At 59.5% G+C, this 20,380-nt stretch carries 20 protein-coding genes; all 20 read left to right on the top strand.

Annotation, left to right across the window (positions count from 1 at the left end; translation table 11 throughout):
- Positions 1-609 (top strand): bacteriophage T4 gp5 trimerisation domain-containing protein (locus tag AC0Z2B_RS11460; protein WP_476296743.1); only part of this gene is annotated, 609 nt, incomplete at its 5' end.
- On the top strand, positions 599-1,342 hold the full coding sequence (locus AC0Z2B_RS11455; protein WP_476296741.1) for a DUF4123 domain-containing protein: 744 nt from the start codon (positions 599-601) through the stop codon (positions 1,340-1,342). The genes AC0Z2B_RS11460 and AC0Z2B_RS11455, both read left to right, overlap by 11 nt.
- A complete protein-coding gene (locus tag AC0Z2B_RS11450; protein WP_476296739.1) occupies positions 1,339-6,069 on the top strand; it encodes an RHS repeat-associated core domain-containing protein in 4,731 nt (1,576 codons plus the stop codon). Before AC0Z2B_RS11455 ends, AC0Z2B_RS11450 begins: the two co-directional genes overlap by 4 nt.
- Positions 6,070-6,071: 2 nt before the next feature.
- On the top strand, positions 6,072-6,728 hold the full coding sequence (locus AC0Z2B_RS11445; RefSeq protein ID WP_476296737.1) for a hypothetical protein: 657 nt from the start codon (positions 6,072-6,074) through the stop codon (positions 6,726-6,728).
- A 410-nt stretch (positions 6,729-7,138) separates the two neighbouring features.
- Positions 7,139-7,615, top strand: coding sequence for an SMI1/KNR4 family protein (locus AC0Z2B_RS11440; protein WP_476296736.1), 477 nt, complete (start codon positions 7,139-7,141; stop codon positions 7,613-7,615).
- A 34-nt stretch (positions 7,616-7,649) separates the two neighbouring features.
- Positions 7,650-7,982 carry a DUF7668 domain-containing protein gene (locus AC0Z2B_RS11435; protein WP_476296734.1) on the top strand — a complete coding sequence of 111 codons (333 nt, stop codon included), beginning with the start codon at positions 7,650-7,652 and terminating at the stop codon, positions 7,980-7,982.
- Between the two features lie 99 nt (positions 7,983-8,081).
- Positions 8,082-8,702, top strand: a complete 621-nt coding sequence (locus tag AC0Z2B_RS11430) for a hypothetical protein (RefSeq protein ID WP_476296732.1) — start codon at positions 8,082-8,084, stop codon at positions 8,700-8,702.
- Positions 8,703-8,845: 143 nt separating this feature from the next.
- Complete coding sequence (locus AC0Z2B_RS11425) at positions 8,846-9,196, top strand: hypothetical protein (protein ID WP_476296730.1); 351 nt, start codon at positions 8,846-8,848, stop codon at positions 9,194-9,196.
- Positions 9,197-9,334: 138 nt separating this feature from the next.
- Complete coding sequence (locus tag AC0Z2B_RS11420; protein ID WP_476296728.1) at positions 9,335-9,685, top strand: hypothetical protein; 351 nt, start codon at positions 9,335-9,337, stop codon at positions 9,683-9,685.
- A gap of 153 nt (positions 9,686-9,838) precedes the next feature.
- Positions 9,839-10,348: an SMI1/KNR4 family protein gene (locus tag AC0Z2B_RS11415; protein ID WP_476296726.1), complete on the top strand. Its 510-nt coding sequence runs from the start codon at positions 9,839-9,841 to the stop codon at positions 10,346-10,348.
- A 49-nt stretch (positions 10,349-10,397) separates the two neighbouring features.
- A complete protein-coding gene (locus tag AC0Z2B_RS11410) occupies positions 10,398-10,829 on the top strand; it encodes an SMI1/KNR4 family protein (protein WP_476296725.1) in 432 nt (143 codons plus the stop codon).
- 1,392 nt (positions 10,830-12,221) lie between these two features.
- Positions 12,222-13,058, top strand: a complete 837-nt coding sequence (locus AC0Z2B_RS11405) for an ABC transporter ATP-binding protein (RefSeq protein ID WP_416427503.1) — start codon at positions 12,222-12,224, stop codon at positions 13,056-13,058.
- A 37-nt stretch (positions 13,059-13,095) separates the two neighbouring features.
- The gene (locus AC0Z2B_RS11400; RefSeq protein ID WP_476296723.1) at positions 13,096-14,082 is read left to right on the top strand and encodes an ABC transporter substrate-binding protein; all 987 of its coding nucleotides are present in this window, start codon (positions 13,096-13,098) and stop codon (positions 14,080-14,082) included.
- A 27-nt stretch (positions 14,083-14,109) separates the two neighbouring features.
- Positions 14,110-14,886, top strand: a complete 777-nt coding sequence (locus AC0Z2B_RS11395; protein WP_476296721.1) for an ABC transporter permease — start codon at positions 14,110-14,112, stop codon at positions 14,884-14,886.
- Complete coding sequence (locus AC0Z2B_RS11390) at positions 14,886-15,650, top strand: SDR family oxidoreductase (RefSeq protein ID WP_476296751.1); 765 nt, start codon at positions 14,886-14,888, stop codon at positions 15,648-15,650. Before AC0Z2B_RS11395 ends, AC0Z2B_RS11390 begins: the two co-directional genes overlap by 1 nt.
- A 13-nt stretch (positions 15,651-15,663) precedes the next feature.
- Positions 15,664-16,203 (top strand): cupin domain-containing protein, encoded by a 540-nt coding sequence (locus AC0Z2B_RS11385; RefSeq protein WP_476296719.1) that lies wholly within the window; start codon positions 15,664-15,666, stop codon positions 16,201-16,203.
- Positions 16,204-16,207: 4 nt separating this feature from the next.
- Entirely contained in the window at positions 16,208-17,083 is an 876-nt protein-coding gene (locus AC0Z2B_RS11380; RefSeq protein ID WP_476296717.1) for an alpha/beta fold hydrolase, read from the top strand.
- Positions 17,080-17,904 carry an IclR family transcriptional regulator gene (locus AC0Z2B_RS11375; protein WP_476296716.1) on the top strand — a complete coding sequence of 275 codons (825 nt, stop codon included), beginning with the start codon at positions 17,080-17,082 and terminating at the stop codon, positions 17,902-17,904. Before AC0Z2B_RS11380 ends, AC0Z2B_RS11375 begins: the two co-directional genes overlap by 4 nt.
- A 1-nt stretch (position 17,905) precedes the next feature.
- Positions 17,906-18,703: an SDR family oxidoreductase gene (locus tag AC0Z2B_RS11370; protein ID WP_476296714.1), complete on the top strand. Its 798-nt coding sequence runs from the start codon at positions 17,906-17,908 to the stop codon at positions 18,701-18,703.
- A complete protein-coding gene (locus AC0Z2B_RS11365; RefSeq protein WP_476296712.1) occupies positions 18,696-20,378 on the top strand; it encodes a thiamine pyrophosphate-binding protein in 1,683 nt (560 codons plus the stop codon). Before AC0Z2B_RS11370 ends, AC0Z2B_RS11365 begins: the two co-directional genes overlap by 8 nt.
- Positions 20,379-20,380 lie beyond the last annotated feature (2 nt).

The following is a 20,380-nucleotide window of genomic DNA, read 5'->3' as shown; positions in this document are numbered from 1 at the left end:
AGCCCCGGCGCCGGCGGCTACAACGAGCTGCGCATCGAGGACAAGGCCGGCCAGGAGCAGATCTACCTGCACGCCCAGCGCGACTGGGACGAGAACATCGAGCACGACCAGAAAATCCGCGTGGGCAACCAGCGCCACGACACCGTCGAAGCCAACGCGTACACCGAGTACAAGGCCGAGGAACACTTCACCGTGGACCTGGACCGCAAAGTGGAAACCCGCGCCGACGACCACCTGACCGTGGGGCAGAACCAGCACCTGAAAATTGCCGTGGGGCAGTTCATCGAGGCCGGGCAAGAGATTCACCTGAGCAGCGGGCAGAAGGTGGTACTCGAAGCGGGCGCCGAGCTGACGCTGAAGGCGGGTGGCAGCTTCATCAAGGTCGATGGCAGCGGCGTCACGCTCAGCGGCGCCACCATCAAGATGAACCAGGGCGGCAGCGCCGGCGTAGGCACGGCGATCGCGGCGTTGTTGCCGGGGTTGCTCAAGCAGGCGGCCAACGCCGTGGCCGGGGCGCTGTTGACCCCGGCGCAGATCAATACGCTGAAGCGCAATGCGCCGTTCTGCGAGGAGTGTGAGAAGTGCAAGGACGGTGCCTGTGCCATCTGATTCATTAAGCGCCAAGCAATGGCTGGAGCAACACCCGCTGGCAGCTGGCGAACATCTCTACGTGGTACTGGGCAGCGCCAGCGATGCCCAGCCGTTGGTGCGTTACTACCAGTTGGCCACCCCTACCGCGCCCATTCCTGTCTGGGGCGGCACGCCTTATGCCGGCTGGAAAGAGGTGATGCCCTACGTCGACCCACTGGCGGCGGACAGCCCGATGCTGGACTGGATCGATGGCTGCGAGGACAAGGACTGGGGCTGGCTGGCGGTTTCGCGCCACAGCCCGGAAGTCGTTGCCGAGCATTTGCGCGGGCTGACCCAGGTCATCATGCCGGATGGCGCCGAAGTGTTCTTCCGCTTCTGGGACGGCCGCCACCTGCTGCCAATCTTGACGCTGCTGGGCGAGGCGCGCGGCGCGTTGCTGCCGGTGTTCCAGCGCTACTGGATCAACGACCACGCCCTGCCCAGCCCAGGCGGCGTGGTACGCGATGTACCGCCCTACCCGTGGTGGCAAGTGCCCTCGGCGCTGCTGGAGCAACTGAGCACCGCCGACCCGTCAACCCTGGTCGACAACCTGATGCAATGGCTGCGTGAGGACCACGCGCCACTGTATTTCGCCCTGCCCGAGTCAAACCTGCGGCTCAAGGTCGAGCACTTCGTCAAACGCGCCGCCGCACCGCAAGAAACGCTGGGTACGCGTGTCAGAGCCTATCTGGAACAGGAAGTCCTGCAATGAACCTCAACCCCATATTGGCCGTCTTCGACGCTTACGTACTAAGCGCAACGCCGCCTGACGCGAACAAGATGCTGGCCGACTTCAAGGCCAACAGCCTGACCCATTACAAGGAACTGGCAGACGGCTGGTTGACCGGCTGGGCGATGGACATCGACCAGGAAATTCGCGTCAGCGACGAGGTCAGCACCCTCAGCAAGAAGGACGCCGACAAGGGCGACAAGAAGGTCGCGACCTATGCCACGTGCCCGGTCAACGGCAAGCTGACGCTGCTGCACCGCTTCGACTCCTCAACGTTCGTGCCTATCGGTAACACGCCCTATTTCATCGAGCCCGTGGGCGACAACGGCGGCCAGGCGTTCAGCGGCAACCTGGACAAAATGGGGATGGCCGAGATCCAGGGCTGCGTACCCAACCAGCAGTACCGCCTCAGCTTTTACCCAAAGGTGGGCCAGGCAGAACTGGACACCCTGTATGGCTCGTACGACGGCATTGTCGCCAGCCTGCATGACTGGCTCAGCCAGCAATGGACAAGTTCCATACAGCCCAAATGGCAGAGCTTTGCGCCCGAAGGCGATCCCAAGCGCCTGCAGCAAGCCAACCAGGCATTGCGCGACGGTATCAAGAAAGCCCTGAAATCCTTGTGGGACGACATCAAGAAAGCCTTCTCGATCCTGGCCAACCTGGACCAGAACATGGCCCGCCTGCTGACCTTGATCAACGAAGCCGACTTCCAGAAGCTCAAGGCCCAGGCCAGCGAACTGCTGTCCACCGCACTGACCATTCTCAGCGACCCGCTGTTGATGTACCTGTACACCATGGCCTTGCTGACCTGGGTGCAAATGCTGCCCCCCACCATGGTGGCCGAGGCCATTGGCGAGTTCACCACCGACTTCCTGATCAACTTCATCCTGGGCGTCGTGCTGTCCGGCGGTATTGGCCTGGTGGTACGCCTCAGCATTTCGGGGGGCGTTGCCGGGGCGGCCACCGGTGCCAGGATGTTCCTGCAGGACGCCGTGCAGGCGCTGATCGACATCAGCACCAGCCACCAACTCAAGCCACACGCAAAAAACCTGGTGCCGCTGGTGACGGCCTCCGAAACCGTGGTCAACAGCTCGGCGAAAACCACCAAGCAGATCAGCAGCGCCGCACAAGGCATCGACAAGGTGGCCGCCGATACGCTGGACGTCCCCAAGGCACCGAACAAGAAGGTCACCGTCGAAGAGGCCAGCAAACCCGACGATGCCGCCAAACAGTCGAAGAACGGTGACGAGAAGCCCGCCGACGCCTGCACCGCCACCTGCACCAACGGCTGCCCCGTATCGATGGTCACCGGCGAAGAACTGCTGACACTCACCGACGGCCAGCTCGACGGTGTGCTGCCCTTCGAATGGACCCGCCTGTACCGCACCTCCGCCGTGGAAACCGAATGCGGCCTGGGCCCGGGCTGGAGCCATGCCCTGGCCCAGCGCGTGACCATCGAGGGTGACAAGGTTGTGTGGCTGGACCACGAAAACCGCAGCACCGAATTCCCGTTGCCCAGCATCAAGCGCCCGGCCATCACCAACAGCCTGTCCAAGGCAGCGATCTACCTGGGCGACGACCCCAGTGAACTGATCCTGACCCAGGCCGGTGACAAGGCGCGCTTCTACCACTTCCGCTTCAACCGCCACGACGCCAGCCTGTTCGCCATCAGCGACGCCTATGGCAACCGCCTGCACCTGCAGCGCGACATCCTGGGCCGCATCAAGCGTGTCGACAACGGCGCCGGCCGCGCCCTGTTGCTGCGCTATGACCGCACCGTGATCGTGGGGGTGGACTACCAGGCCAGCCGCCTGGCCGACAACCTCGACGACGCCTGGGAGACCCTGCAGAACCTGGTGACCTACCGCTACGACGACCAGCGCCGCCTGGTCGAAGCCACCAACGCGGTCGGCGAAAGCGAGCGGTACGCCTATGACGCCCAGCACGTCATCCGGCAGCGCCAACTGGCGGGCGGCGCCACGTTCTTCTGGGAATGGGAAGGCGTGGGCAAATCGGCGCGCTGCATCCATCACTGGGCCAACTTCGCCCAGATGGACGCGCACTACACCTGGGGCGATGACGGCAGCGTCACCGTGCTCAATGCCGATGGCAGCCAGGAAGTCTACGTTCACGACGACAACGCCCGCCTGGTCAAGCAGGTGGACCCCGACGGTGCCGAACACGAAAAGGCCTACGACGAAAAAGGCCGGCTGGTGGCGGAGAAAGACCCCCTCGGCGCCATTACCCAGTTCCAGTACAACGACGCCGGCCGCCTGACCGCCGTAGTGCCGGCCGAAGACGCGCCGACCACCTACGAGTACGACAACGGCTTCGTCAGCGCGGTGCAGCGTGGCAAGGCCGAGTGGAAATACGAACGCAACGCCCAGGGCGACATCACCTACCAGCTTGACCCCAGCGGCAACGCCACCAGCTTCAGCTACGACGCCCGCGGCCGCCTGCTGGACATCTACTACGCCGACGGCAGCAAGCACCTGCTGACCTGGAACAAACTGGGCCATCTGATCGAGGAGCAACTTCCCGACGGCGGCCAGCGGCGCTACCGCTACGACGCCATGGGCCGGCAGATTACCCGCCAGGATGAGCGCGGCGCCGTCACGCAGTACCAGTGGAACGCCGTTGGCCGCCTGACGCAGGTGCAACTGCCCGGCGGCGGCACCCGCGGTTTCACCTACAACGCCTACGGCAAGCTGACCAGCGAACGCGACGAACTGGGCCGCGTGACCCGTTATGAATACGCCGACAACCTGCACCTGGTGAGCCGCCGCATCAACCCCGACGGCAGCCAGCTCAGCTACCGCTACGACAACGCCCGCCTGCTGCTGACCGACATCGAAAACGAGCGCGGCGAGCAGTACCACCTGGACTACCACGTCAACGGCCTGATCCAGCAGGAAACCGGCTTCGACGGCCGGCGCACCGCCTACGCCTACGACCTCAACGGCCAACTGATCAAGAAAACCGAGTTCGGCGACGACGGCAGCGAACTGATCACCCAATACCAGCGCGACAGCGCCGGCCGATTGCTGGTGAAAACCCTGGGCGATGGCGAGCAGATCCACTACCGCTACGATGCCCTGGGCCGCCTGGTCAACGTCGACGACGGCCACTGGCCGCTGGCCTACGAATACGACCTGCAGGACCGCCTGACCACCGAGCACCAGGGCTGGGCCACCCTGCACTACCGCTACGATGCGTTGGGCCAACTGAGCCATGCGCGGCTGCCCGACGGCAGCACCCTGGACTACCGCCACGAGCGCGGCGGCAACCTCAGCGCCATCGACCTCAACGGCCAGCCCCTGACCCGCCACAGCTACGCAGGGGGCCGCGAGCAGCAACGCCAGCAAGGCCAACTGCTCAGCCAGTACCACTACGACGAACAGGGCCGCCTCACCGAACACAAGGTCACCCAGCACCAACAGCGCCTGCTGGCCCGCTTCTACGACTACGACGCCAACGGCAACCTGGCCCGCATCAGCGACAGCCGCAAGGGCCTGCGCGAGTACCACTACGACCCACTGGACCGCCTGGTAACCGTACGCGGCGACCTCACCGAGGCCTTCAGCCACGACCCGGCCGGCAACCTGCTCAGCCAGGTGCCCGCACTCGACGGCAACCGCGTCAACGTGCAGGGCAACCGCCTGCTGATGCAGGGCGACGCCCACTACGACTACGACGCCTACGGCAACCTCAGCCGCGAGCGCCGCGGCGCCGGGCAGCGCTTGGTCACCGAATACGCCTACGACGCCCAGCACCGCCTGGTGCAAGCGCGGCTGCCCAACGGGCAGGTGGCGACTTACCGGTACGACGCGTTCGGGCGGCGGATCGAGAAAGCCGTGGGCGGCAACACCACCGCGTTCATCTGGCAGGGCGAGCGGCTGATTGCCGAATCGGCGGCGGGGCATTACCGCAGCTACGTGTATGAGCCGGGGACGTTCAGGCCCCTGGCGATGGTTGACGGTGAGGGCCCGAAGAACGCCCTGCCCTATTACTACCAGTTGGACCACCTGGGTACACCGCAGGAACTGACTTCCGCTGCGGGGGCAATCTTGTGGTCGGCGCAGTACCGGGCATATGGCAGCGTCAAGAAGCTGGAAGTGGCGGAGGTAGAGAACCCGCTGCGGTTCCAGGGGCAGTATTTCGACGTGGAGACGGGGCTACATTACAACCGGCATCGGTACTACAATCCGGGGACAGGACGGTTTTTGACGCCTGACCCGATTAAGTTGGCGGGCGGGTTGAATAATTATCGGTATGTGCCTAACCCTACGGGGTGGGTGGATCCGTTGGGGTTGGCGGTAAAATCGGCAAGCTGCCCCTGCTCTTCTGAGGATGACCCTCTCCCAACCGCCGGGGAAAATGATGCCCAATTACCAAAGGGCAGCGACAGTAGTCTTTCTCGCAATGGCGCTTTCCGAAAAGCAAAAGAAATTGGTGGAGTTCCTAGGAGCCAACAGCCAGACACAATTTACAGGGAAAAAATTCGAGATCAAGAACAATATGTCGAAGGTCGGGTTTATATATTCCACCTTAAAAACGGAAAAACTGTCACCTTGAGAGAACATTCTCTAGGCCATAAACTTGACAATCACGGCCCGCATTTCAACACTGAGGTAACCGGCATAGACGGAACAAAAACCTCTCTCAGCGTTGGAGACCAAGACCATACTTATTTCAAGAAGCCGTAGCGATGAGCATATTCTACTTCAAAAATAAGGGTGTTTGCCTTTGGGACAACATCCTTCAAATTAAAGATGATCGACTAGACACCTTTACACTGCTGGCGCAAAACGAGGCCACCCCAAATAACAACTGGGCAAACCTTGTAAACAATCTCAAAGCACCAAAAACCAGCATCTTCGAGTGGCGCACTATAGGTACAAAGCTTGCGCACTCCAAAATACTAGAATTAAAAACCCTAAAACATCTCACCTCACAATTTGGCGAAAATATTGAAATCAAAAAAGGGGCCAGCAACTCTCTCACTTATCTTCGGGAGTTCCAAAGCGTTATCAATGATGACGTTGATAAATTACGAGACAATAGACACTCTATATTTATTATAGCGAAATCTAGAAATCACATGAAATCCGACATATTGGGAAGCCTAGAAAAGTACTATACTGGATTGTTGCCCGATGCACTACAGGAACTATTAAGCAACGAGCCTAGCGCCCTCATTGTGGCGGCATACCCGAACGAAACACACGAAGCAATCCAAGTGCTCGCCAATAAAGACAACGAACTTGGGTGCACCTATATAAAAAACGCCCTCAAAGCACTACACGCAAACTCTATAGCTGAAGAAGATGCTTGGAAGATAACAAAATATCAAGCCAGATTATAATAATTAGCGCGCACATCGGGTACCTTCTAACGCATCACTATCGGTCACAGAATCAGCGGCGAGGCAATACCGCAGCTTTGCTTATTGAGCCGTGGGCTTGGTGAGGCCCGAAGAACGCCATGTCCTATTTCTACCAACTGGACCAACCGAAGCAGACCTCAGGAATTGAACTCGGGTAAGGGCGCGATTGCATGGTCAGCGCAGCACCGCACAGATGACACACGCTATATCATGAGGAACGGATCTCCAGAACAGCTGCAAGCAACCGCACCACTCCAGCCAAAGTGGCAAAGGACCGTTATTTAACTGAGCCAAAATACACAATTTCTGATGACACAAGAATAGGCGGATGTCCCTTAACCCCTTCGAAAGAAAGAAAAACCCTCACGCTCCGCTCGAGAGGAAACTGCTTGAAAATAGGCCACACAAAACTGGTGAGGCCGCGTCAAGAGGGTGAAACAATGATTCCAACAACGCTTTTAACCTTGATTGAAAAGCAGGCTGGGGAATTCCATAGAACAGATGAGCAATTAGCAAAAATAGCAATTAACAATCTGAAAATCCCTGTAGCAAGCGAGTTCGCCGAGTTCTACACCAGATATTGCCCGACCAACTTTGCAAGCACCGCATCGAACGAATACATTATGGACGTATGCGAACCAAGCGAGCAAATTTTAGAAGGCACCCGCTTCATTCACGAAGTATGGGAACTCCCGAACAATTTAATATACCTCACCTCTCTACAAGGCGAGGGCGGATATCTACTCGACATTGAAACGGGTTGTATTTTCGATTTTGGTCTCGCTGACAGGAATGACTTCCTAGCAAAAAAAATCTCAGCTCGATGGCACAGCTTCTACGAGTTTTTGATTTGGTACCTTACATAACATCACAGCCACATTTTTTCAGCCGGCGGGAAAAATGAACTTATCAAAAAACCTAAAAGCAAAGTTATTTGAACTAGCATCCTCTTTGTCCGTTGGAGATTTTGCTAAAATCTCCGTCAACCATTGGTTGGGAAGAACGAACGTTCCTGATTTACAGAGGGTAATCTTTGAATATGGACAGACACTCACACTGCCCCCAGACAACTTCCTTGAACTATCAAATATTTTCGAAATGGACAATGGACGCGAAGCTTTAATAGATATTCCATTATGGACAGAAGAAGAAACCAGAAGCGACCTTATGATTTCTGTACTGGTCACATTTCCAGAAGAAGAAATTTCCGTTACGGAGTTGCGTGTACCCTAACAGCAACCGACGCATACACAAGAGAGAGGGTAAAGTATAAGCATCTAACATCGAACTAATGAAACTTTTTTTGATCAAGAATTGTCAATGGAGGACAAAATGCAAAAGCCAACTACTGAACTTTATTTTTGTGAAGGGCGCCGCGTTCTGATTAGAGCGTTGCTCATGGGCCTCCTGGCCTTACCCATCACTATTCAAGCCATTCGCATGGGTTCCACTGCCTTGGCCTACATCCTGCTGGCCAGCACCCTCTATGCGTTCGCGATGGCCTTCCTGAATCGAAAAGCAGGATCGATACCACTCATGATCCTCAAGGACGACGGCATCCAGTTCTTCAACGCCGATGGGATCGTGCCGTACACCTCCATCGAGAGCTTCGAGATCGAGCGCTTCAGCACCTGGCAGGACATCCAACTCGGGCTGGCACTCAACATCTACCCAGAAAAGACCAATACGCTACCTCACTTCGCCAGAAAGCGCTGGTGGCCGCCCATGAAGGTGGCCGATGCCTTTAAAGGCAAAGGATTCCGCAAGCACCTGGTTGGCTTCAACTACGGTGGGTTGCGTACGACTGATGGACAAAAGGTGGACCGGGAGCTGCTGGGGGAGGAGTTGCTGTACCGCATTGAGAAGGCACATCGGGATGAAACAGCCCAGCAGGGAACAATGTGGGTGCCTTCGTCGTCGGCCAATGACGCACTGTCTTCAGTTCAATCCTGATTGGCACCAATTTCGTTTGCCCCCCTTGATGACGCATCCAAGGGGGCCCTGCAATTTACGAAACCTCCAACCGCCAAGATCACGCTGCACCCTTCGAGTCTTGAAGTAGCCGCACAACCATTCCCGACGGAAACTACTACGACATGTCGAAAATTAGCATTGCTGTCGCCCATCCAATCTCAGATATTGAGGCAATAAAATTCCTGCACCGCCGTCTAAAGTTGTCGATAATAGGAGCGCAAAAAAAACTTGCCACAGGTGATAACGAGCCTTTTTACACCTGCGAGCTTTTCGGCAACGATCATGTTGAGCGTGCAAAAGAAATCCGAGATATAGCAAAATTTTTCCAGTCTCGGAATGTGCCCCTCAGATATATAGAGATTTGCTCAAACCAAAACTGGGAGGGCATCTCGGCTGGAGGTCTGGAAAAATATGACGTAGAAGAGTCCAGCATAATTAACATGCTGGATGAAAACAATGGTTTCTTTGAGTAAAAACACCCCACAACAAGAAACAAACAGAATCAGCCAAGGCAAACCTTTCAACATCATTTATTTGCAAAAATATTCGACATTAGTGCTAAAGCAACACGAAGATCGCCCACTCAACCCTAATATTCCGGCGTAATTTTAATGCCTAAAATAAGTATAGCTGCAGCCGTCCCCACCAAAAATTTGGCTGCTACAAAATCCCTACATTCTCAGCTTGGCTGGGCGCTGGCAAGCGCTTCCAAAATGTTACTAATGGGTAGCAGAGGCCCATTTTATACTTGCCAGTTGTATATGAACGACCACCTTCAGCACGAAGAGAACATTCGTTCAATTATCGACTTTTTCAGGTCGGAAAAAATCGAACTGAGCATTACTGAAATCGCCGAAAATGAGGAATGGAAGAACATTGACCTTCAGCGCCGAGAAGGTCTGGTGCTAACCGATATCGAAATAATCAATGCGCTTGACGCGTCGAAGGGGCACTATCGCTGACAGGCATATGGCCGGAATTTCATACTTGTCGACAGATAGAAAATCTTTATTTACACTTAACGAAACGATCAAAAAAATCTCTCACACTTACACTCGAATTTTTGTTAGCCCCTTCTTACTGACCACAACAATATGGCTCAAGGCAGTTAATATATGACACCTACAAGCATCAATATGAAGTATGCCCTTGGGGCACAAGCCATACGTACCGTCGCCCGAACAACACCACAATGCCTCCCAAATGGACAAACATTAGATCTGCATCTCATGGAGATAATTAACGATTTTGGAGGAGCTATTACATTTAATCGCGGCGCCAAACTTGAGATTCTACATCATACCAAACGGAAAAAATTTGTTATCGATCTAATTTACGGAACAAACTCAGACGATAGCAATGTTTACTACAAAGCAGAAATGTATGAGCATCAGTTACCCCCTGAGTTTTATGCGTTCGGAGAAGCTTCAGGAGGCGATCAATTTTGTTTAAACTCGAAATCAGGCAAAGTCTTCTATTGGTTCCATGACTCTATTGACGAAGGCGATGCAATGGTATGTCTAGACTGCAACTTAATGCAATTCATTAACAAGCTTTCCCCAGACGACGACTCAGAGGCAATAGCAAAAGCTGCTAGGACGGATAAGGTATGGCTCGACTTTTAGCGTGTATTCTTCATTGCAATGCTAATCTGAGTGATTAATCGGAAAACCTATGGACTTTGACTGGAATTCGTTCGGAATAGAAAAGCGATCGCCCGTTGCCACGCGGACCATTTTTTATGTTCAAGAAGCTCTTGGGGTTGAATTTCCGGAAAGCTATATAGACCTCTTAAAATACGCGAATGAAGCCGTCCCTGAAATATCGTCCTTCCCGATCTGCGCCCAGGAAGCCACATGCGTAAGTGAGTTCTTCACATTCCTTCCTACTCCAGCCCCTTACTCTGTATTGTGGTACTCGAGGCCAAACTGCATTGATGGGCTACCTGAGAAATTCTTACCGATTGCTAGAGATGCTGGAGCCTACCTGATTTGTTTAAATTTCGAGATCGAACCAGCAAGCATCGAGGCCTTCGATACAAACTCAAAAGCTATCTTTTATATTTCCGATTCGTTTGAAGCCTTCGTAAACCTTTGGAGTGAGTAACGACCTAATGAGGTCAGTCAATTGCCCCACTCCAACACACCAGGTTAATGCACCCATACCAACCTTTTGCTCTGCAGCTATCCCCGTACTCAACGAGGCGCAAAATTAATTCAGCAGACTTTGTGGCTAGCGTTAAGAAATGTGTAATCGACGAAAATTTATCGATTTATAAAGAATTACTTTCAGCGCCCCCTACCAACGCATCCGACAAATACTGGCAAAATTCCCGTGCCCTATTCAATTCATTAAATGAGGATCAGCAACGCGCATTCCTTCAAGTGATACGGCAAACCATGGTTGACACTATATCTAATTTGTTGGGAATCATTGATGGTGCCAGCTTCATCGAGGGAGTAGACCAAGACTTCGAGTTAACCCACGGGAACAACCGCAATCCGCTTAGCGGTGATTTGCAGAGCCTTTTTCTGGCTAGCGAAGAGGCGTGAGCAAAGGACATCCAACCACAGAGCACCAATGCCCTCCCGCCGCCCCTGGCGGGTGCCCATGAAGATGGCTGGCGCCTTCAAAGGAACGGCCGTCCGCAACTCCCGGGCCGGCTGCAATTATGGTGGATTACGCACCCAGGCGCGTTGTGCAGCGTTAAACCCTGAGGCCTCGGCCACCCCACAACCCTCGACCTATCCTGGGCGTACGAGAACGGGAGATTGGTGGATGGTTCGATTCACCTACCTTTAGGTGGCTTTTTGAGCGGATTCTCCTCTTATCACTAGTCACTAAGCCGGCCTAGCAAGAGCTAGCACCTCCAGCCAGAAGAGCACTATCGGCCGGGCCTGTGCTAGAGCCGCCCTCAATTGACATTGCCCGTAGGCATTGCCCCCAGCATTTTCGTCTGGATGGTTACAGCACAAGCGGTCGCTGTGGCGCACGACGCGACACCCCATAGGTGGCCGCTAACGCAAATCTGCAAGGCCTCTCCAGATACTTCCCTTAGCCTGGCCTGGGAATTAGACCGGAGTGTTCCACGTGGAACGAGCGGCACGTCTGACGCGCTGCGTCGTGGGTAGGCGCGGGGATAGCTGGGGTACCGTGATTGTCAGGACGCCGCCTGCGGCAGCTGCTACGGGTTGAGTCGGAAGCATTTCATTAGCGAAACAAGCCATCAAAACGCCGCTATCGCCGACGTTACCGGAAAAAGCACTCTTTTCTCGCAGTTACACACCGCGCGCACAGCCAGTGTGCAGATCCGTGCCATATAGAAAACCGTGTTTTACCTGTGGAACGCGCACAAATTAACCACTCGAATTTAACCATCTAATAAATAACGGTTTTTTCAAAAATCTAGTGGGGAAACGCTGCTGGCATTGTTCATGCACTAAACGTCGTATCACCTATAAAACAGACCAGAGAGCTTCCCCAATGGCTGTGAAAGAGATGTATGCCGTTACCCCGCAATGGAACCAGCAAGCTCCCAAGGAAGACCTGGAGCCGACCGAGATCGAGTTTCGCCAGGTCGGCAAGTGCTTCCCGGCCAAGGGGAAGGCTGAAGCGCCGTTCGCTATTCGCCAGGTGAATTTCAAGATTCGCCGTGGCGAGGTGGTGTCGATCATCGGGCCGTCCGGCTGCGGCAAGAGCACCATCCTCAATATGGGTTCGGGCCTGTACCGCCCCAGCGAAGGCGAAGTCTTCGTGGGTGGCGAAGCGGTGACCGGGCCGGTGCGCAAGGTGGCGTTCATGCTGCAGAAGGACCTGCTGATGCCTTGGCGCAGCATCCGCCGCAACGTGGAGCTGGGCCTGGAGATTCAGGGCATGGCCAAGGAGCAGCGCAAGGTCATCGCCGAAGATCTGCTCAACCGTTGCCACCTGCAAGGCTTCGCCGACCACTACCCCTTCCAACTGTCGGGTGGCATGCGCCAGCGCGCGGCGCTGGCCCGCACCCTGGCCATCGACCCGCAGGTGCTGTTCCTCGATGAGCCGTTCTCGGCCCTGGATGCGCAGACCAAGATGATCCTGCAGCAGGACCTGGCGCAAATGCTTTACCAGGAGAAGAAGACCGCGCTGTTCATCACCCACGACCTGGTGGAGGCCATCGCCATGTCCGACCGCCTGCTGGTGATGAGCGCCCGCCCCGGCACCATCGTCGAGGAAATCGTGGTGGACCTGCCCTTCCGCAACAACCCGCTGGAGCGCCGCAAGCTGCCGGAGATCGGCCCGCTGGCCGGGCGGCTGATGGAGCTGCTGAAGGTCGGCGAAGACACCGAACTGCATTGATCAACGCCTCACGGCCATCACCGATTCAGGAGCACGCATGTTCAAGTCCCTGTTCACCACCACGATCCTCGCCGCCGGGCTGGGCCTTGCGGGCCTGGCCCAGGCGCAGACGGACGTCACCTACCTGCTGCCGGCGCCGCCGACCTTGCCAGCCTTCGCCCCCTGGGTGATTGCCAAGGAAAAGGGCTACTACAGCAGCAAGGATCTGAACGTCACCTTCATCGCCGCCAAGGGCGGGGTCGACGTGGCCAAGCAGATCGGCGCCGGCAACGCGCTGGTGGGCGGCGCCATTGGCGATACGCCGATCGTGGTGCGCGCCAACGGCATTCCGGTGCGTGCGGTGGCAGTGCTGGGCGCGGGCGGCGTGACCATGATCGCCACCAACGCCGACGCCAACGTCAACTCGATCACCGACCTCAAGGGCAAGACGCTGACGGTGATGTCTTACTCCGACACCACCTACTACGCCCTGCTCGCCTCGCTGCGCAAGGCCGGGCTGGGCAAGGACGACGTCGACGTGCAGGCGGCCGGCCCGGCGGGCGTGTGGCAACTGTTCTCGGCGAAAAAGGCTGACGCCATGGCCGGTGTCGCCGACTGGGTGGTGGACGCCGAGGACGCCGGGGTAAAAGTGAAGATGATCCCCCAGGACCAGGTGTTCGAGAGCATGGCCCAGGCCATCCTCGCCTCTGACGACGCCATCAAGCACCACCCCGACGTGGTGCGCGGCGTGGTGCAGGCCACCCTGGAAGGCATGCGCGACATCATCCAGGACCCGCACGCGGCCGCCGTCACCTTCGCCAAGGCGGTGCCCGCCTACGCCGGCAAGGAAGCGGCGCTGGAGCGCACCTTCAAGCTGTACGTCGACAACGTCTACGCCCACCAGGCCGTGCTCGGCCAGGTCGACCCGGCCCGCCTGGACAAGGTGCGCCAGTTCTACGTGAGCGAAGGCATCGTCGCCAAGGAGCCCAAGCTCGAAGACCTCTACACCAACCAGTTCATCGATACCACGACGGCCGCCAAGTAGCCGCGGGATAAACACAGGTAGCCCTTGATGAGAAGTCTGAATTCCTCCGTGCTGGGCAGCTTCGCCCTGCTGATTGTGTTTTTGCTGGCCTGGCAGTTCGGCCCCGGGCTGCTGGGCATGCCCGAGTTCGTGCTGCCCAGGCTAAGCCGCGTGGCCCAGGAAAGCCTGGCCATGTGGGGCAGCAGCAGCCTGCTCAAGCACACCCTGATCACCGCGTTCGAGATCATCGTCGGCTTCGGCCTGGGCGCCCTGCTGGGCGTGATGATCGGCGTGTCCCTTGGCCTGTCGCCGTCGGCCGAGGCGATGCTGTCGCCGTACATCCTGGCGTTGCAGATTGCGCCGAAGGTGGCCTTCGCGCCGCTGTTCGTGATGTGGCTGGGCTACACCATCTACCCCAAGATCCTGATCGCCATCCTGATCGTGTTCTTCCCGGTGATGATCAACGTGCTGTCGGCGATCCGCACCGTGGACCCGGACATGATCAACCTGGTGCGCACCATGAACGCCAGCCGCTGGCAGATCTTCCACCTGGTGGAGTTCCCCTCGGCCATGGCCGCGCTGTTCTCCGGCCTGCGCATCGCCTCCACGTTGGCCGTCATCGGCGTCACCGTCGGCGAGTTGGTGGGCGGCAACCAGGGCCTGGGCTTCCTGCTGGTGGACGCCGAGGGCCAGGGCAACACCAGTGGCGTGTTCGTCGCCATTGTCATGCTCACCCTGATCGGCGTGCTGGCCTACGGCGCGGTGGTATGGGCCGAGAAGCGCGTGCTGCATTACCTGCCCAAAGCCATGCTGAGTACTAAATGATGAAGCCCTCCATTCGACTGCTTGAAGGCCGCCGCGTGCTGGTCACCGGTGGCGCCCGCGGCCTGGGCCTGGCCTTTGCCGAAGCCATTGCCCGCGCCGGCGCGCGGGTGGTGATCGCCGACATTCTTGCCGACCGCGTGCAGCAGGCCGCCGCCGAGCTGCTGGCCATGGACCTGGACGTCACCGGCCTGGTGGTGGACCTGGCAGACCCGGCGTCCATCGACGCCTGCGTGGCCGCCGCCACCCAACAACTGGGCGGCCTCGACGGCCTGGTGAACAACGCGTCGGTGACCAACTCCGGCGGCAAGACCTGCGAAGAGCTGGACATCGACACCTGGGACACGGTGATGAAGGTCAACGTGCGCGGCACCTGGCTGATGACCCGGGCCTGCCTGCCGGCCTTGCGCCAAAGCGGCCACGGCGCGGTGATCAACCTGGCCTCCGACACCCCGCTGTGGGGCGCCACCAACCTGCTGGCCTACGTCGCCAGCAAGGGCGCCGTCATTGCCATGACCCGCAGCCTGGCCCGCGAGCTGGGCAAGGACAACATCACCGTCAACGCCATCGCCCCCGGCCTGGTGTTGGTGGAAGCCACCGCCTACGTGCCCGAGGCACGCCACCGCCTGTACACCGAGCAGCGCGCCATCCAGCGCGCGCAGTTGCCCGAGGACGTCAGCGGCGCGGTGATCTTCGCCCTTTCCGACCTTGCCCGTTTCATTACTGGACAAACCCTGCCGGTCAACGGCGGGTTCGTCATGCCCTGAGAAGGAGACAGCCGTGACTGATCTAGCCGCACAACAACAAGCCCCGAAAAGCTGGGAACGCCCTGAAGGCGCCAGCCTGGAAGCCTGGATGCAGACCCGCATCGCCCGCTACGACACGCGCAAGTACGACTGGAACGCGCTGAAATTCCAGGCCGACTACGACCCCAAGTACCGCCGCGCGCAGATGCGCTACATCGGCACCGGCGGCACCGGGGTGAGCACCGACATGAACACCATTCCGTCGGAGCATTTCACTTTCTCCACCATGGTGATTCCTGCCGGCCACGAAGGCCCGTCGCACCTGCACACCGACGTTGAAGAGGTGTTCTTCGTGCTGCGCGGCAAGCTCAAGGTGGTGATCGAGAAGGACGGCGAGCGCTACGAAACCATCCTCACCGACCGCGACGTGATCTCGGTGCCGCCAGGCGTGTACCGCGAGGAAATCAACATCGGCGACGAAGACGCGCTGATGTGCGTGATGCTCGGCGCCAAGAAGCCGATCACCCCGACCTACCCGCCAGAGCACCCTCTGGCCTCGATCAAGCGCGGTTGAAGCCATGTTGCACGCCACTGAACACCTCGACCCCAGCACCGAACTGCAAGGCCTGCTGGCCAGCCGCTTCCCCCAGCAACTGCTGGACGTGCCCGGCGGCCAACAGGCGGTGCGCACAACCGGCAGCGGCCCGGCCGTGGTGCTGTTGCACGGCATTGGTTCGGGCGCTGGCTCCTGGCTGGAAGTGGCGCTGCAACTGGGCCAGGGCGCCCGGGTGATTGCCTGGGACGCCCCCGGCTACGGCGAGTCCACGCCGCTGGCGCCTGCCGCGCCGCGCGCCGAGGCCTATGCCGAACGACTGCTGCACACGCTGGATGCACTGAGCATCGAACGCTGCGTACTGGTGGGCCATTCGCTGGGGGCCATCACCGCCGCCGCGTTTGCCTGCCTGCACCCCACGCGCGTCAGCCGCCTGGTGCTGCTGAGCCCGGCGCGTGGCTACGGCGACCCTGGCCGCGAAATCCAGCGCCAGCAGATCCGCAGCAAACGCATCAGCACCCTGGAAACCCTGGGCATCGCGCAAATGGCTGCCCAACGCAGCAGCGCCATGCTCTCGCCACGGCCCACTGCCAAAGCCCTGGCCTGGGTGCGCTGGAACATGTCACGCCTGAATCAACACGGTTATCGCCAGGCCATCGAGCTGCTGTGCGGCGACGACCTGCTGCGCCACGCCCCGCTGCCGGTGCCCTGCGAAGTGCACTGCGGCGAAGCCGACGCGATCACTGCCCCCGAAGGCTGCCTGACCCTGGCCAAGGCCCTGGGCGCCAGCTTCAACCTGATCGCCGACGCTGGCCACGCCAGCCCCATAGAACAACCCGCCGTGGTGGCAGGCCGCCTGGCCTTCGCCCTCAAGGAATCTTTGACAGGTAGTGCCCAATGAACGACTCAGATCTGAACAAGGACGCCCAGGACAAATACATTGTCCCGGGCCTGGAGCGCGGCCTGTTGCTGCTGTGCGAATTCAGCCGGCAGAACCGCACCCTCACGGCGCCGGAATTGGCGCGCCGCCTGGAGCTGCCGCGCTCGACCATTTTCCGCCTGCTCACCACGTTGGAAACCATGGGCTTCGTCACCCGCAGCGGCAATGAATACCGCCTGGGCATGTCGGTGCTGCGCCTGGGCTTCGAGTACCTGGCGTCGCTGGAACTGACCGAACTGGGCCAGCCGCTGCTGGCGCGCCTGTGCGACAAGCTCAACTACCCCAGCAACCTGGTGGTACGCGACGGCCGCTCCATCGTCTATGTCGCCAAGGTCTCGCCGCCGTCGGTGTTCTCCAGCGCGGTCAACGTCGGCACCCGCCTGCCCGCCCACGCCACCGTGCTGGGGCGCATCCTGCTGGAAGACCTGAGCCTGGCCGAGCTGCGCGAGCTGTACCCCGAAGAGCACCTGGAACAGCACTCGTTGTGCACGCCGAAGACCGTGCTGGACCTGTTCAACCTGGTGCAGGCCGACCGCCAGCGTGGCTACGTCAGCGGCGAAGGCTTCTTCGAATCGGCGATCTCCACCGTTGCCGCGCCCGTGCGCGACCACAGCGGCTGCGTGGTGGCAGCGCTGGGCGTGACCATTCCGACCACGCAAATTGGCCACGTCAATTTCGAGGAAACCCTGGCCCAGGTGCGCCGCAGCGCCGACGAACTGTCGCGCCTGCTCAATTACACCCCCAGCCATGGCAGCCGCGTCACTGCGCTGATGAGGGACTGAGATGAGCCTTTATCAGATTCAAGGCAGCACGGCGATCGTCACCGGCGGCTCTTCCGGCATCGGCCTGGCCTGTGTCGAACTGCTGCTGGAAGCCGGCGCCAAGGTCGCCTTCTGTGGCCGCAACCAAGACCGCCTGCACAGCGCCGAAGCCGACCTGCGCGCACGCTTTCCTCACGCTCAGTTGCTGGCCCAGGTGTGCGACGTGCTCGACGCCACCAGCGTGCAGGCGTTTGCCGCCGCCAGTGAAGCCGCCTTCGGCCCGGCGCAGATGCTGATCAACAACGCCGGCCAAGGGCGGGTGTCGACCTTCGCCGACACCACCGATGCGGCCTGGACCGAAGAGCTGAACCTCAAGTTCTTCTCGGTGATCAACCCGGTGCGCGCCTTCATGCCCCAGCTTGAACGCTGCCCGGCGGCGGCCATTGTCTGCGTGAATTCGCTGCTGGCCAGCCAGCCCGAGCCGCACATGGTCGCCACCTCGGCCGCCCGCGCCGGGCTGAAGAACCTGGTGCGTTCCATGGCCACCGAGTTCGCCGAGAAAAGCATCCGGGTCAACGGCATCCTCATCGGCCTGGTGGAGTCGGGCCAGTGGCGCCGCCGCTTCGAAGCCCGTGAAGAGCGCCACCTGGACTGGCCGCAATGGACCGCGCAACTGGCGCAACGCAAACACATTCCCCTGGGCCGCCTGGGCCTGCCCGTAGAGGCAGCCCGCGCGATCCTGTTCCTGGCTTCGCCCTTGTCGGCTTACACCACAGGCAGCCATATCGACGTTTCTGGAGGCCTGTCCCGTCATGCGTAACGACAACCAAGTCACCGTAGGTGCTGCCATTACTGCGTTCCTCGAACAGTGCGACGTGAAGGCCGCGTTCGGGGTCATCTCGATTCACAACATGCCGATCCTCGATGCCTTCGCCGTGCGCGGCAACATCCGCTTCGTCATGGCCCGCGGCGAAGCCGGCGCCACCAACATGGCCGACGCTTACGCGCGCACCACCGGCGGCCTGGGCGTGTGCCTGACCTCCACCGGCACCGCGGCCGGTAACGCCGCCGGCGCCATGGTGGAAGCACAGACCGCCGGCACGCCACTGCTGCACATCACCGGGCAGATCGAGACCCAATACCTGGACCAGGAATTCGCCTACATCCACGAGGCCCGCGACCAGCTGACCATGCTCAAGGCCGTGTCAAAAGCCGCCTTCCGCGTGCGCAGCGTGGAGACCGCGCTCAGCACCCTGAAGCTGGCCGTGCAGACCGCCCTCACCGCGCCCACCGGCCCGGTCAGCGTCGAGATCCCGATCGATATCCAATCCACCTTCATCACCATGCCGACTGACCTGGCGCCGCTGCCGATCCCGGTCGCAGTGCCGGCACCGGAAGCGTTGGATGCGCTGGCCGAACGCATGGCCGGTGCCAAGCGCCCGATGCTGTGGCTCGGCGGCGGCGCGCGCCATGCGGGCAAGCAGGTGAAGCGACTGATGGCCATGGGCGTGGGTGTCATCACCTCTACCCAAGGCCGCGGCGTAGTGAACGAAGACGACGAGCGTTGCCTGGGTGCGTTCTCGCAGAACCGTGCCGTGGAACAGTTCATGCAATCGTGCGATGTGTTGCTGGTGGCCGGTTCGCGCCTGCGCTCCAACGAGACCTTCAAGTACGCGCTGAAGCTGCCCCAGACCACCCTGCGCATCGACGCCAACCCAGCCATCGAAGGCCGCAGCTACAGCAGCGACCAGTTCGTGTGCGGGGATACAGCCCTGGCATTGGACGGTTTGGCCGACCGACTGGAAGGCCGACTGAATTTAGACCCAATGTTCCACGTGGAACTATCTGCGGTGCGCAGCAAGTCCCGCGCCCAGCTCAACAGCGATCTGGGCCCCTACACCGCCCTGGTGGAACAGCTGCAAGCCGTCACTGGCCGCAACTTCTCCTGGGTGCGCGACGTGACCCTGTCGAACAGCATCTGGGGCAACCGTCTGATCAACCTGTTCCACCCGCGCGCCGGCGTGCACGCCTTGGGCGGCGGTATCGGCCAGGCACTGGCCATGGGCATTGGCGCCGCGGTGGCGGCTGCCGAAACCGCGCCGGAGCGCAAGGTGTTCGCCCTGGCCGGCGACGGCGGCTTCATTCTCAACCTGGGTGAGCTGGCGACCCTGGTGCAGGAAAAAGCCAACGTGGTGATCCTGCTGATGAACGACCAGCGCTACGGCGTGATCCGCAATATCCAGGACGCCATCTACGGCGCCCGCCACGCCTACGTGGAACTGCACACCCCGGACTACGCGCAGCTGGCCGAATCCATGGGCCTGCGCCACGCGCTGGTCAGCGACCTGAAAAACTTCGGCGGCGTGATCGAAGGTGCACTCGCCGAGCCGGGCCCCTTCCTGCTGGAAGTGGACATGCTTGCCGTCGGTGGTTTTGCCACCCAGTTCGCCGGCCCGCCCAACAGCGAAACCAAGGCTCAGAAGGCCACTGCCTGAGG

Source organism: Pseudomonas sp. GYB4201, from assembly GCF_056312595.1.
The sequence above is the reverse complement of the archived record's forward strand: the minus strand, read 5'-3'. Positions and strand labels throughout refer to the sequence as shown.